At 65.9% G+C, this 12,978-nt stretch carries 13 protein-coding genes; 4 read left to right on the forward strand and 9 right to left on the reverse strand.

All coding sequences use genetic code 11. From position 1 onward, the window contains the following. Window positions 1-37: 37 nt before the first annotated feature. From AC1D10_RS29750 to AC1D10_RS29760, 3 genes are all read left to right on the forward strand, one after another. A complete protein-coding gene (locus AC1D10_RS29750; protein WP_477278297.1) occupies window positions 38-673 on the forward strand; it encodes a YdaU family protein in 636 nt (211 codons plus the stop codon). After that, window positions 594-899: a hypothetical protein gene (locus AC1D10_RS29755; RefSeq protein WP_477278299.1), complete on the forward strand. Its 306-nt coding sequence runs from the start codon at window positions 594-596 to the stop codon at window positions 897-899. The genes AC1D10_RS29750 and AC1D10_RS29755 overlap by 80 nt, the downstream gene beginning before the upstream one ends. 80 nt (window positions 900-979) lie before the next feature. Next, complete coding sequence (locus tag AC1D10_RS29760) at window positions 980-1,582, forward strand: DUF6456 domain-containing protein (protein ID WP_477278301.1); 603 nt, start codon at window positions 980-982, stop codon at window positions 1,580-1,582. A gap of 79 nt (window positions 1,583-1,661) precedes the next feature. On the opposite strand, the gene AC1D10_RS29765 is transcribed toward AC1D10_RS29760, so the two are convergent. Next, window positions 1,662-2,555 (reverse strand): LysR family transcriptional regulator, encoded by an 894-nt coding sequence (locus AC1D10_RS29765; RefSeq protein ID WP_477278303.1) that lies wholly within the window; start codon window positions 2,553-2,555, stop codon window positions 1,662-1,664. A gap of 134 nt (window positions 2,556-2,689) precedes the next feature. Between AC1D10_RS29765 and AC1D10_RS29770 the strand changes: the two genes are divergently transcribed. Further along, window positions 2,690-3,439: an SDR family NAD(P)-dependent oxidoreductase gene (locus AC1D10_RS29770; protein ID WP_477278305.1), complete on the forward strand. Its 750-nt coding sequence runs from the start codon at window positions 2,690-2,692 to the stop codon at window positions 3,437-3,439. A gap of 72 nt (window positions 3,440-3,511) precedes the next feature. On the opposite strand, the gene AC1D10_RS29775 is transcribed toward AC1D10_RS29770, so the two are convergent. The 8 genes from AC1D10_RS29775 to AC1D10_RS29810 form a co-directional block, all read right to left on the reverse strand. Next, complete coding sequence (locus AC1D10_RS29775) at window positions 3,512-4,159, reverse strand: hypothetical protein (RefSeq protein WP_477278307.1); 648 nt, start codon at window positions 4,157-4,159, stop codon at window positions 3,512-3,514. Between the two features lie 132 nt (window positions 4,160-4,291). Further along, complete coding sequence (locus AC1D10_RS29780; protein WP_477278309.1) at window positions 4,292-6,370, reverse strand: acyltransferase family protein; 2,079 nt, start codon at window positions 6,368-6,370, stop codon at window positions 4,292-4,294. A gap of 151 nt (window positions 6,371-6,521) precedes the next feature. Continuing rightward, window positions 6,522-7,598: an ABC transporter ATP-binding protein gene (locus AC1D10_RS29785; protein ID WP_477278311.1), complete on the reverse strand. Its 1,077-nt coding sequence runs from the start codon at window positions 7,596-7,598 to the stop codon at window positions 6,522-6,524. After that, window positions 7,595-8,395, reverse strand: coding sequence for an ABC transporter permease (locus AC1D10_RS29790; protein ID WP_477278313.1), 801 nt, complete (start codon window positions 8,393-8,395; stop codon window positions 7,595-7,597). The genes AC1D10_RS29785 and AC1D10_RS29790 overlap by 4 nt, the downstream gene beginning before the upstream one ends. A gap of 1 nt (window position 8,396) precedes the next feature. Beyond that, window positions 8,397-9,257, reverse strand: coding sequence for an ABC transporter permease (locus AC1D10_RS29795; RefSeq protein WP_477278315.1), 861 nt, complete (start codon window positions 9,255-9,257; stop codon window positions 8,397-8,399). A gap of 67 nt (window positions 9,258-9,324) precedes the next feature. After that, on the reverse strand, window positions 9,325-10,359 hold the full coding sequence (locus AC1D10_RS29800; RefSeq protein WP_477278317.1) for an ABC transporter substrate-binding protein: 1,035 nt from the start codon (window positions 10,357-10,359) through the stop codon (window positions 9,325-9,327). An 82-nt stretch (window positions 10,360-10,441) separates the two neighbouring features. Then, on the reverse strand, window positions 10,442-11,920 hold the full coding sequence (locus AC1D10_RS29805) for an aldehyde dehydrogenase (protein WP_477278319.1): 1,479 nt from the start codon (window positions 11,918-11,920) through the stop codon (window positions 10,442-10,444). After that, window positions 11,917-12,975 carry an LLM class flavin-dependent oxidoreductase gene (locus AC1D10_RS29810; RefSeq protein ID WP_477278321.1) on the reverse strand — a complete coding sequence of 353 codons (1,059 nt, stop codon included), beginning with the start codon at window positions 12,973-12,975 and terminating at the stop codon, window positions 11,917-11,919. The genes AC1D10_RS29805 and AC1D10_RS29810 overlap by 4 nt, the downstream gene beginning before the upstream one ends. Window positions 12,976-12,978 lie beyond the last annotated feature (3 nt).

The raw sequence follows: 12,978 nt of genomic DNA on the forward strand, positions 1-12,978 counted from the left end.
TTAGCCGGGATGCGGACGTTGCTGCGCAGGTGCTGCGATGAGCGAGCGGCCTTTCATGCAGCTCTACGTCTCCGATTTCGTCGGCGACACGCTGCAGCTCTCGACCGAGCAGATCGGCGCCTACATGCTGCTTTTGATGGCGATGTGGAACGCCGGCGGCAGCCTGCCCGACGATGACGCCAAGCTGGCGCGGGTGGCGCGCCTGTCGGCGAAGAAGTGGCGGGTGATCTCTGCCGATTTGTTGACCTTTTTCGAGCGCGAGGGCGGCGAGATCGGCCACAGGCGGCTGACCAGGGAGCTGCGCAAAGCCCAGGTCAAGAGCGAGGCGAGAGCCGCCGCCGGCGCACGCGGCGGTGCGGCCACCGCCTTGAAAACAAAGGCGCACGGGGCGGCAAATGCCGAGGTGTTGCCGCGGCATCTTCCAGAGTCCAGAAACCATATGGAAAAGGCTCGCGCCTTTTCCCGGGAAAACGCGGGACGTTTTTCCCCCGAGAATGCGCAGCGTTCTTCGCAGCGCAGTCCGAAAACCGGCTGGCACCAGCCGAAAACCCATACCGACGCCGCCAACGCCATCATCGAGGAGATCCGCAACCATGACCGCAGCCGAATTGCAGCAGGCGACCAAGGCGCTGGCCGCGATGTTCTCATGCTTCCCGCAATCCGCGCTGACTGACGTCGACATGCAGATGCGCGGCTTTCTCAGCGCCGTGCAGGATGCCGAGCTCGCCGACCTGCAGGCCGCCATCCAGCGCTTCATGCGCGGCGAGGTGAAGACCGGCAACGCCCAGTTCTGCCCCTCCAGCGCGCAGCTCTGCCTCGAGCTGCGCGAACGTCGCGCCATCCGTGAGCTGCTGGCGAGAAGGGCGGCCGGTACGCTGGGGCGGCCACTGAACGGGTGACGATCTCTGATCGACAGGTCGGCGCGAAGGATCGCCAGCCCCGTCCAAATAACCCCACCGCCCAACCGAGGAGCCACGCCATGAGCAAGAAGACCAGACCCACCAAGCCGCAGACGCCAAAACTGCCGAAGGGCGAGGCCGAGCAGGTGCGCATCCGCCGCGAGATCGGCCATGATTTCGCGCTGAAGGACGACGAATTCGGCCGCTCGCGGCTGGCCGCCGGGACGCTCGAGGCAGCGCGCGTCTACGAGGTGTCGAATGACGGCTACACCGCCACCGGCGGCATCGTGCGGGTGCGCACGATCGATCCGCTGCTGGGCATCAGCTCGCTGACGCGCCAGCAGCGCGAGGCCGGCCTGCGCTACCGCGAGGATTTCCGCTGCAGCCAGCAGGCCAGCGTCAAGCCGATGCGCTGGAGCGAGCGCGTCGACGGCGGCCGCCACGGCGGCGGCATCGCCGACAGCGTGCTCGACGCCGGCCGCGCGCACGCCGCCGCCACCCGGGCGCTCTGCCATTGGGAAGTGGCCGCCGTGGTGCAGAAAGTCTGCTGCGCCGGCGGCTCGATCAAGAGCCTGGCCGAGCAGACCGGCGAGGGCAGGGATGTGGTGACGAAGCTGTTGAAGGTGGGGCTGGATTTGCTGGCGGTACACTATGGGATGATGGTGGGGCGGAGGGTGGTGTGAGCCTTGGCTGCCCTCCGATGGTGGCGCTGCCCCTCATCCGCCTGCCGGCACCTTCTTCCCGTAGAAGGGGAGAAGGGAGCTACCTTCCCAACCGCCCCATCTGCCTCGCCAGAAACTCCACGAACAACCTTGCCCTTACCGGCAATTGCCTACCAAAGGCGTGCACGATGTGGACCGGCATGGTCGGCATCGGCACCTCAGGCAGGACGCGCACGAGGCGGCCGTTGTCGAGGTCGTCTTGCACGGCGACTTGCATGAGGTGGGCGATGCCGGCGCCGGCCAGTGCGGCGTTGCGGATGGCGCCGCCGTCGTCGGTGTCGAAGCGGCCGTCGGGCACGATTTGCGTGCCGTCGGCGAAGGTGATGGGCTGCGGCCGGCCGGCGGAGACGTAGCGGATGACATCGTGGTGCTGCAGGTCAGCGATCGAGGCTGGAAGGCCTCGACGCTGGAGATAGGCGGGGGCGGCCACCAGCACGATCGGCAGGCTGGCGATGCGCCGCGCGGTGAGGCCGGCATCGGCCAGCGCGCCCATGCGCACCGCCACGTCATAATTCTCGCGGATCAGGTCGGCGTGGCGGTCGGTGACGCTTAGCTCCAGCTTCACCTCGGGCTGCTCGGCCAGGAACGCTTGCGCCCATGAGGCGATCAGGCCGCGGCCGAGTTCGACCGGGGCGGTGACGCGCAACAGGCCGCGCGCCGTGCCGGTGCTTTGCACGATGTCTTGTGCATCGTCGAGCGCGCGCAGCAGCGGCGCCACGCGCTCGTAATAGGCGATGCCTTCGCTGGTCAGCCCCAGCCTGCGTGTCGAGCGCTGGATCAGTTTTGCGCCAAGCCGCCGCTCCAGCTTGGCGACGCTCTTCGACACCGCCGACGGGCTGGAGCCGATCAGCCGGCTGGCGGCCTGGAACGAGCCGGCATCCACCGTGCGCACGAAGGCGACGAGGCCGGCGGTCTTTTCGAGGATGGTGGTCATGGCGGCATCATCGCCTGTCGAGAAAGGGTTTATTCCGGAATTCTGGGCATGAAAGAACAGCCTGTGGTCTGCCTAATACGCTTTTTCGGCGCGCTTAAATACCGCTCATCGTCAGGGTCACAAGGAGAGAATGGATGAGCAGTCTGAACGGCAAGGTCGCCATCGTCACCGGCGCCTCGAAGGGCATCGGAGCAGCCATCGCCAAGGGGCTGGGGTCGGCGGGCGCGGCTGTGGTGGTCAACTATGCCTCGTCGCGGGAAGGCGCCGAGCGCGTCGTCGCCGCCATCGAGGCCGCCGGCGGCCGGGCAGTGGCGGTAAAGGGCGATGTCGCGCAGGCGGCGGACGTGGGCGGGCTGTTTGAAGCGGCGAAGGCGTCATTCGGCGGCGTCGACATCCTCGTCAACAATGCCGGCGTGTTCCAGTTCGAGCCGCTGGAGGCGGTGACCGAGGCCGAGTTCCACCGCGAATTCGACACCAATGTGCTGGGCGTCGTGCTCGCCATCCAGGAAGCGGTAAAGCATTTCGGGCCGGCCGGCGGCAGCATCATCAACATCAGCTCGGTCGCCAGCTTCAACCCGCAGCCCAATTCGCTGGTCTATGCCGCCACCAAGGCGGCGGTGGACTCGATCACGCTGTCGACGGCGCGCGAGCTTGGCAGCCGTCACATCCGCGTCAACGCGATCGCGCCGGGCGGTGTCGACACCGAAGGGCTGCAGCGCGTCGGCATCGTCGGCAGCGAGCACGAAAAGGCGCTGGTGGCGATCACCCCGCTCGGCCGCTTCGGCCAGCCCGAGGACGTTGCCAAGGTGGCGGTGTTCCTGGCATCCGACGAGGCGGGTTGGGTGACCGGGGAGCGGATTGTGGCGTCGGGTGGGTGGCGGTAGGGGGCGGATAGACCGCAAGCACGGAGCCGGCAGCGCTGGCCGCCAGCGGCAAGAAGAGTGCAGCGTGCGTTATCAACCCGCCAACGCCTTCAAATACTCTTGGCCAGAACAGTTCTTCATGTCGAAATAGGGCCCAGGGGAGGTGTTCGCGCCCTTGGGCACAGCTGCAATGCTGTTCAGTTCGCAGCGCTGGTCGTTGTCGCCGAAGCGGCTATCGGCGCCGAATGCTTTCAGGTAGGTCTGCTTTTCCGTCTCGTCATATTGGTCGCCGTCGTGGATCATGAAGTGCACCATCACCTGACCAGCGACGATCGTCACTTCGAAATGATGCGTGGTGAAATAGACCCTGACGTCGCGGCCCTTCCACATGTCGCGCTTCAGAAATTCCGAGGGTCTGGTCGAGCCGGTGAAGCCATCCATTGAAACCGCAAGCTCCTGGCCGAAAGTATGGACTTCGTGTTCAAGCATGTCTGCATGCTCGAATTGAAACATATGCATCGCGTGCGGTGCGTCTGGATAGAACGCCACCTCCAATGCCGGATTGAGCCAGCGAGTCGTGTCGCCATAGATCCAGTAGAGCGGATAGGCTTCGACGTTCTTGGTCATCCAGTGCTGTGGGGGGCCGAGCAGGGCGGCGACCTGCAGCAGGTTAAGATCGGCGGAAAGCGGCCCCAGCGTGCCAGTCGAGAGGAAATGCTCGAAGGAAACGAGATGGCGCATGACCTGGCTCCAGAAGGACAGTCCTCAGCTAGCGGTGTAGCTGGCGAAGATCAATTGGGCGAGGATTACCTATCTCTGGATTCTGGGGCGCGAGGCGCCGATCGCCGTTCTGCGCGGACCGCTTCGCCGCTCTCAAAACAACGCCCGCTCCAGCGGCCCCTCCAGCGTCTCGGCAAACGCAGTGGCGAGATGGTGGCGGTCGCGGAAAGCCAGCTTGCCGCCGATGAAGACGTGGCAGGCGGTCGCCCCGCAGAAGCGGTCGGTGAGGTCGACGTAGAGCGTGTCGGGCACGCTGGTCACGATGGCGCGCTCGGCGGCGGCGGCGCCGTCATTGGCGGCCTCGGCCCTTGGCGTGTCGCAGTGCGGCGACGGCGCCTCGCGCCACCACAGCGTGCGCGCCACGCAGGAGTCGGCGAAGCTGTCGCTGATCGGCGTGTCGCGGATCACCGCGGCCTCGACGCCGGCGCGGCTGAAAGCCTGCAATGTCGAGCGCAGGCCGGCCTGCCAGCGCGCGGTCTCGGCGGTGCGGCTGGCGGCGGGCATGTCGCGCGTCAGATTGCCGATGGAGAATTCCGAGATCACCACCAGGCGCGGCTTGCGGGCGATGATGTCCGATATCGCCTGCTCGCGCCAGGCGTCGCATTCGGTGTAGTCGCGCTTCAGCACCGTGTTGAAGGTGGAGAGCCGTGAGGCGCGGCACGATGATTTGAGATAGGTGACCACTTTGGTGTCGTTGCGTTTCGCCGCCTCGATCAGCGGCGTCGACCAGTGGTCGGCATGCGAATCGCCGAACAGCACGATGGTGTGGGCGGCGTCGGCCGCGCCGAAGGTGCAGGGTTTTGGCGTCACCGTGTGGAAGTCGAGCAGGCAGCTCTTGTCGATGGCGCGTGCGATGGAGGGGCGTTCGGCCGCCTGCTCGATGCCGCGCTGCTCAGGGTCGATGTTGCGCTGGGCCAGATGGGCATTGGCATACGCCACCGCAACGCCGGCACCGGTCAATGCCAGCGCGGGCACCAGCGCAATTCCAGGAAAAGTGAGACGCGGTTTTCCGTCCGGAATTGCGCCAGGAAAAAGAGCCAGAGCGGTTCGACGTTTCCTTGAAACGATGAACTGCTCTGGGGCGCCCGCCGTCAGCCAGCCGGCGCGCCGGCCCGGGTTTTCGATCAGATGATAGGTGAGCACCGACAGCGCCAGCGCCACCGCGCCGCAGCTGAGGCGCTGCGGGCCGGTGAGATCCGGCACCAGCATCTGCGCATAGACGATGACCGGCCAGTGCCAGAGATAGAGCGAATAGGACAGCGCGCCGATCCATTGCAGCGGCGTCAGCGACAGAGCGGCGGCCGGGCCAAAGGATTGCCAGTTGGTGCCCCCGTTGATCCGCCTGCCGGCCTGCTCCTCGCCGGCGCCGCTCAACAGCACCAGCACCGTGCCGGCGACCGGCAGCAGGGCATAATAACCGGGGAAGGGCAGGTCCTCGCTCAGCCACAGATAGGCCGCCGCGATCAGCGCCAGGCCGAGCCAGCCAAGTGCAGCCCGCAGTCCTGCGCGGTGCCCGGGGAAAGCCGCCGGGACCAGTGTCGCCAGGCCGCCGGCGGCGAACTCCCAGGCACGCAGCGGCGAAAAATAGAAGGCCCAGGCCGGTGCTGCGCTGGTCAGCCAGGCGCAGGCGGCGAAGGAGGCGACGCCCACCGCGCCGATCACAACCACGGTCGTGCGCCGGCCCGGCCGCAGCCAGGCGGCCAACAGCAGCAGCGCCGGCCAGGCCAGGTAGAACTGCTCCTCCACCGACAGCGACCAGAAGTGGATGAAGGGATTGCTGGTGGCATCGGTGGCGAAATAGTCGAACGACCAGCGCAGCAGCCACAGATTGATGGCGTAGGCGGAGGCAAACATCGCACCGCCCGAATAGAGCGCCTGCTCCTGCGGCGAGAGGATGAAATAACCGGCGGCCAGCGTGGCCAGGATGACGAACAGTGCCGCCGGCAACAGGCGCCGGGCGCGCCTGGCATAGAAGCGCCAGAGGTCGAGCCCGCCGGTGTCGCCGATCTCCTGCATGAGGTGGGTGGTGATCAGCCAGCCGGAGATGACGAAGAAGATGTCGACGCCGGCAAAGCCGCCGGGCAGGCCGGAGAGGCCGAAATGAAAGGCGACGACGCCGCCGACGGCGAGTGCGCGCAATCCCTGTATGTCCGGCCGGAACGATGCTGCCACCTTGGCTCCTTCGTGCAAGCCCACCCCTTGGCCCACCCTTTGGCCCAGCCCCATCGGCCCGGCCCCATTGGCAGGGTCGGCCGGGCAGGATGATATCGCAATGCAACAAATCTATCGCAGTGCAACATGGCAGGAAAAGGGAGGCGGCACGTCAGGCGGGAAACAGAAACGCTGCCGCCGGGTCGAAAAAGACCTGCCGGCTGCAGGACGACATATCCTGCGACGGCATGGCGGCGGAGGTCGGCCTGATGTCGACCCCCTCGCCGGCGGCGGTGCGCGCGACGATGCGCCGACGTTCGCCATAGAAGGCGACATCGACAATTTCGACGTTGAGTTCGGCGCTCGCCTGGCTCCGCTCCATGCCAAACGCCTCCGGCCGGATCATCAGCCTGGTCTTCTGGCCGTTGCCAAACGTGCCGTTGGCCCTGACGCCGGAGATGACAGAACCGTCGGCCAGCCGGATCGTCGCCGTGCCGTCGGTGGTATCGAGATGTTCGGCGGCGAGGAAATTCGAATTGCCGATGAAACCGGCGACGAAATCGGTCGCCGGCCTCAGATAAAGGTCCTCGCCGCTGCCGGTCTGCTCGATGCGGCCGTCCCGGAACAGGGCGATCCGGTCCGACAGATGCAGCGCTTCCTCCTGGTCGTGGGTGACGTAGAGGATGGTGACGCCGGTCTCGCGATGGATGCGGCGGATTTCGCCCTGGATTTCCTCGCGCAACTTCTTGTCGAGCGCCGACAGTGGTTCGTCCATCAAAAGGATCGGCGGATCGTAGGCCAGCGCCCTGGCCAGTGCGACGCGCTGCTGCTGGCCGCCCGACAGCGCGCCCGGCAAGCGCGCGGCGAAGCTTTCGAGCCGCACCAGCGCCAGCATGTCGGCGACCTTCTTCTTCACCTCTGCTTCCGGCCGGCGGCGAACCCGAAGCGGAAAGGCGACGTTCTCGGCCACCGTCAGATGCGGAAACAGCGTGTAGCGCTGGAAGACCATGCCGATGTTGCGCTTGTGCGAGGGCACGGCGAGCAGTGACTTTCCTTCCAGCTGCACATCGCCTGAACTCGGATCCTGGAAGCCGGCGATCGCGTAGAGCGTCGTCGATTTTCCCGAACCCGAAGGCCCGAGGAAGGTCAGGAACTCGCCTTTGGGGATCTCGAGGGTGACGTCGTGCACGGCGGTGATCGCCCCGAACGCCTTGCGCAGATTGCGGATGGAGAGGAAGGGCTGGGTCATGTGCGGAACTTTCGCTGCAGCAGCGCCGTCACCACCATCAGGGCAAGCGTCAGCCCGACCAGCAGGCTGGAGGCGGCGGCGATCACCGGGCTCAAATCCGAGCGCAGACTGCCCCAGATCTTGACGGGCAGGGTTTGCAGGCTGGGGCTGGCCATGAAGATCGCCACCACGACCTCGTCCCACGAGGCGAGGAAGGAAAAGATCGCGGCGGAGAAGATGCCGATCCGGATCGACGGCAAGGTGATCCTGAGCCTGGCTTCGAGCGGGCTTGCGCCGCAAACGATCGCCGCGTCCTCGATCGACTTGTCGAAGCCTTCGAGTGCGGTGGCGATCGGGATGATGGCGAAGGGCAGTGCCAAAACGGTGTGGGCGATGACGAAGCCGATGCTGGTGCCGCCGAGGCCAAGGCGAAGGAAGAAGGCATAGATGGCGATGGCGAAGACGACGACGGGCAGCACCATCGGCGTCAGCAGCAGGCCGCGCAGGATCTCGCGCCCGGCAAACTGTCCGCGAACCAGGGCAAAGGAGGCGAGCAGGCCGATCGCGACCGCCAGCATCGCCGTCATGGTGGCGATCTTGGCGCTGGTCAGCGCCGCATCGAGCCAGGCCGGATCGGCAAAAAGCTCCTGGTACCATTTGAGCGTCCAGCCGGGCGGCGGGAAGGCCAGCCAGCGGGACGAGCCGAAGGAGAGCAGGACGATGAAGACGACCGGCAACAGGAGGAAGCCGGCGACCAGCGCGGTGAAGCCGAGCAGGGCGATTTTCAGCCATCCCATGCGGTCATAGTCGAGCAGCATCTCAGATGCCTCCGCTCATGCGCCTGGCGCCGACGAGGCGCAGCTGCAGCGCATAGAGCGCCATGGTGACGACAAGCAGGATGAAGGCTGCGGCGCTGCCGAGCCCCCAGTTGAGCAGCGACTGGATCATCTGCGCGATCATTTCGGCGAGCATCATGTTCGAGGTGCCGCCGAGCAGTGCCGGCGTGACGAAGTAGCCGAGCGACATGACGAAGACCATCAGGCCGCCGGCCGCCACGCCAGGCAGCGACAGCGGCAAAAGGATGCGGCGGAATGCCTGGAAGGGGCTTGCGCCGCACAGTGCCGCCGCGCGCAGCGTCATCGGATCGATCGCCCGCAGCGTGCCGACCAGCGGCAGGATCATGAAGGGCAGCATGATGTAGACCATGCCGATGGTGACGCCGGTGAGATTGTTGATGAGCGGCAGCGGCTGGTCGATGATCCCGGCGGCCATCAGCGTCCGGTTGATGACGCCGGTGCGCTGCAGCAGCACCATCCAGGCATAGGTGCGGGTCAAGAGATTGGTCCACATCGACAGGATGATGACGCCGAAGACGATCGAGGCCAGCGCCGAGGGCATGATCGCCAGCATCCAGGCAACCGGAAAGGCGACGAGGACCGTGACAATCGTGACCACCGACGCGACCAGGAAGGTGTTGAAGAACACCCGCGCATAAGTGCCGTCGCCAAGCAGGGCCGCGTAGTTCTGCAAGCCGGGCTCGGGCTCCGTGACGCTGCGCAAAAGCAGGGCCAGGACCGGGACGACGAAGAACAGCACGATCAGAACCAGGGCCGGCAGCAGGCCATTGAAGCCTGCCGGCAGCCGCACCGTTCCAAAATTCCGACGTGTTTCGACCGACATGGCAGCGATCCGGGCTACGGGACGAGACGGCGCGCGCCGTCTCGTTCCTTGCAGTTCAAGGGCGGGCTTACTTCGCCTGCCAGGCATACCAGCGCGCCGCGATGGTGTCGCGATTGGCGGCCCAGTAGTTCATGTCGAGATTGATCTGCCCGTCGACATGGGCGTCCGGCAGCAATTTGACGGCATCGGCCGGCATCTCGGCCTTGGCCTTGGTGTTAACAGGCGCATAGCCACTGGCCTCGGCGAATTTCGCCTGGCCGGCGGGGCTGCTCGCCGCGGCGAGGAACTTCATCGCCGTGGCCTTGTTCTTGGCACCCTTCGGCACCACCAGGACGTCGGCGGCGGTCAGGTTCTGGTTCCAGGAGACGCCGACATCGGCGCCATCCTTCTCCAGCGCGAAGACGCGGCCGTTCCACAACTGGCCGAACGTCGCTTCGCCGGACGCGATCAATTGCTGCGACTCCGCGCCGCCGCCCCACCAGACGATGTCCGACTTGATGGTGTCGAGCTTCTTGAAGGCGCGATCGAGATCGAGCGGATAGAGCTTGTCGGCCGGAACGCCATCGGCCAGCAAGGCGATCTCGATGACACCGGGCGCCGACCATTTGTAGAAGGTCCGCTTGCCCGGGAATTTCTTCAGGTCGAACATGTCGGCCCAGCCGGCCGGTTCGCCCGAAACGGCGCCCTTGTTCCAGGCGAGCACGAAGGAATAGTAGAAACTGCCGACGGCATGATCGGTGGTGAAGCGCGGATCGAGGTCGGCCTTCGGCACAGCAGTGAAGTCGATCGGCTCGAGCAAGCCGTCCTTGGCCGCCTTGATGGCGAAATCCATCTCGACGTCGACGACATCCCAGTTGACGCTGCCGCTGTCGACCATCGCCTTCAGCTTGCCGTAGTCGGTCGGGCCGTCCTGCATGACCTTGATGCCTGAGGCGGCCGTGAACGGCTCGGCCCAGGACTTGGTCTGCGCTTCCTGGGTCGTCCCGCCCCAGCTGGTGAACACCATGTCCTCGGCCTTTGCGGCCGTCGTTGCCAGAAGGGTTGTTGCGAGCAGTGTGGTTGCAAGAAGGCGGGCAAGGGCGCCGGTGATGATCAGTTTCATGTCGTTCTCCTCTGTTTGTTTTCGTTGTTGGCTGTTCGCAATCGGCGTTTTCGCCTTGATCGCGAATCCCCGTCCGCGGCGGCTACCGCATGACAAAAGGATCGGGAATCGGGTCGTCCGAGATGCGTATCCACACCGACTTCGAACGCGTGTAGTCGCGGATCGCATCGAGGCCGCCTTCGCGGCCGAGGCCCGACTGGCCATAGCCGCCGAACGGAACCAGCGGCGAGACGGCGCGATAGGTGTTGATCCAGACTACGCCGGCATGGATGCCGCGCGCCATGCGATGGGCTTTCGCGAGATTGGTGGTGAACACGCCGGACGCCAGGCCGAACGGCGTGTCGTTGGCCAGCGCCAGGGCTTCGGCTTCCGCGTCGAAGGCGATCACGGAGAGCACGGGACCGAACAGCTCCTCGCGCACGCACGGCAAGCCGGTGTTGTCATTGGCATCGATGATCGTCGGCGCGTAGTAGAGGCCGCCGGCGTGACCGGCGGGCCTTTCGCCGCCGGTGACCAGCCGTCCCCCTGCGGCAAGGCTTGCCGCGACGATCTTCTCGATCCATTCGCGCTGCCGCGACGTGGCCAGCGGCCCCATTTCGGTTGCCGGATCCTGCGGATCGCCGATCCGGATCGCCTCGGCCTTGTGCTTGAGCCGGGCGAGGAATTCGTCCTTCACCGAACGCTCGACCAGCAGGCGCGAGCCGGCGACGCAGCTCTGGCCGGTGGCGGCGAAGATGCCGGCGACGACCGCGTTGGCGGCGCTGTCGAGATCGGCATCGGCAAACACCACGACCGGGCTCTTGCCGCCAAGTTCGAGCGTCGTGTAGGCAAGGTTTTCCGCGGTGTTCCTGACGATCTGCCGGGCGGTTGCCGGACCACCGGTGAAGGCGACACGGGCGACGAGCGGATGGCTGGTCAGGCGGTGACCGCAATCATGGCCGAAGCCGGTCACGATGTTCACGCTGCCGGCGGGAAAGCCCGCCTCATGGACGAGCTCGGCGAAAGCCAGCAGCGGGGCAGGGCCGTCCTCGGACGCCTTGAGGACGACGGTGCAGCCGGCCGCCAGCGCCGGCCCGAGCTTGACGGCGGACAGGAAGAGTTGCGAATTCCACGGCACGACCGCGGCGACGACGCCGATCGGCTCGGGCCGGATCGTCACTTCCATGTCCGCCTTGTCGATGGGGACAAACGAGCCTTCGTGCTTGTCGGCCAGCCCGCCATAGTAGCGGTAGTAGTCGCCGACATAGGCGATCTGGGCGCGGGTCTCGCGGATGATCTTGCCGGTATCGCGCGTCTCGAGTCCGGCCAGCCGATCGGCATTGGCGACCACCAGGTCGCCGAGCCGCACCAGAAGCTTGCCACGCGCCGTCGCCGTCATCGCCGCCCACGGGCCGGAGCGCAGCGCCCGGTGAGCGGCTTCGACGGCGCGGTCAACGTCATCGGACGATGCGGCGGGCATCGTGGCCCATGCCGTGCCGGTCGACGGGTCGATGCTGTCGAAGGTCGCCGCCGCATCGACGAAGCTGCCGTCTATGTAGTTCCTGAATTCGGCGGTGCTCATTGCGATCCCGCTTTCGGCTCGCAGAAGGCCGGCATCACCCTGTCGATGAAGAGCTGCAGCGACTTCTTCTTGCGCTCATGGGAAAGGCCGCTGTCGATCCAGATCGAATACTGGTCGTAGCCGAGCGCCTCGTAGGCCTTCAGCCTCGCGATCACCTCGTCGGCTTCGCCGATGACGAGGTTCTGCCTGATCTTGTCCGGCGCATATTGCGGCATGGCCGCGATCTCGGCATCGGTCAGCGTTTCCAATATGCCCTGGCGCACCGGCTTCTTGTTCTGGAACCAGGCGCCGAACTGGCAGTAGAATTGCGACAGATCCTGCGCGAGGCGGTCGGCGTCGGCCGCGTCCTCGGCGACGAATGTATGCATCAGGAGCATGATTTCGGGCCGCGCTGTGTCGGGGTGGGCACCACAAGCGGTGTTGAAGCGCTCCATCAGGCTGGCCACTTCGCCATCACCCGAGGCCAGCGGGGTCACCTGGACGTTGCAGCCGTTGGAAACCGCGAAGTCGTGCGAGTTCGGATCGCGCGCGGCCACCCAGATCGGCGGATAGGGCTTTTGCAGCGGCTTGGGCGACGAGGTGGTCGAAGGGAACGTCCAGAACTCGCCGGCGAGTTCGAAATCGCCATCCCACAGGCCGCGGATCGCCGGCACCATCTCGCGCATGCGCTGGCCGGCACCCCAGGCCTCGAGGCCCGGGAAAAGGCGCTGGTACTCGTAGGCGTAGGCGCCGCGCGCAATGCCGATGTCGAGCCGGCCGCCGGTGATGACGTCGGCCATCGCCGCTTCGCCGGCAAGCTTGATCGGGTGCCAGAACGGCGCGACGATGGTTCCGGTGCCGAGCCGGATGCGCCGGGTCTTGGCGGCGAGCCAGGCGATGTTGATGAACGGGTTCGGCGAGATGGTGAATTCCATCCCGTGATGCTCGCCGATCCAGGCGGTCTCGAAGCCTGCCTCTTCGGCCTGCACAACCAGGTCTTCCAACTCGCCGACAAGCTCGGAATGCGGCTTTGCCAGATCCGATCGCTCCATATGGACAAAAAGCGAGAATTTCATCAG

It is taken from the genome of Mesorhizobium sp. P2_A8 (genome assembly GCF_056404935.1).

Bases quoted from the DNA above. Each gene is read 5' to 3' on its own strand.
- AC1D10_RS29805 (WP_477278319.1), bottom strand. From the start codon at position 11,920: ATGAGCACCGCCGAATTCAGGAACTACATAGACGGCAGCTTCGTCGAT.
- AC1D10_RS29810 (WP_477278321.1), bottom strand. From the start codon at position 12,975: ATGAAATTCTCGCTTTTTGTCCATATGGAGCGATCGGATCTGGCAAAG.
- AC1D10_RS29785 (WP_477278311.1), bottom strand. From the start codon at position 7,598: ATGACCCAGCCCTTCCTCTCCATCCGCAATCTGCGCAAGGCGTTCGGG.
- AC1D10_RS29775 (WP_477278307.1), bottom strand. From the start codon at position 4,159: ATGCGCCATCTCGTTTCCTTCGAGCATTTCCTCTCGACTGGCACGCTG.
- AC1D10_RS29770 (WP_477278305.1), top strand. From the start codon at position 2,690: ATGAGCAGTCTGAACGGCAAGGTCGCCATCGTCACCGGCGCCTCGAAG.
- AC1D10_RS29800 (WP_477278317.1), bottom strand. From the start codon at position 10,359: ATGAAACTGATCATCACCGGCGCCCTTGCCCGCCTTCTTGCAACCACA.
- AC1D10_RS29795 (WP_477278315.1), bottom strand. From the start codon at position 9,257: ATGTCGGTCGAAACACGTCGGAATTTTGGAACGGTGCGGCTGCCGGCA.
- AC1D10_RS29765 (WP_477278303.1), bottom strand. From the start codon at position 2,555: ATGACCACCATCCTCGAAAAGACCGCCGGCCTCGTCGCCTTCGTGCGC.
- AC1D10_RS29750 (WP_477278297.1), top strand. From the start codon at position 38: ATGAGCGAGCGGCCTTTCATGCAGCTCTACGTCTCCGATTTCGTCGGC.
- AC1D10_RS29790 (WP_477278313.1), bottom strand. From the start codon at position 8,395: ATGCTGCTCGACTATGACCGCATGGGATGGCTGAAAATCGCCCTGCTC.
- AC1D10_RS29755 (WP_477278299.1), top strand. From the start codon at position 594: ATGACCGCAGCCGAATTGCAGCAGGCGACCAAGGCGCTGGCCGCGATG.
- AC1D10_RS29760 (WP_477278301.1), top strand. From the start codon at position 980: ATGAGCAAGAAGACCAGACCCACCAAGCCGCAGACGCCAAAACTGCCG.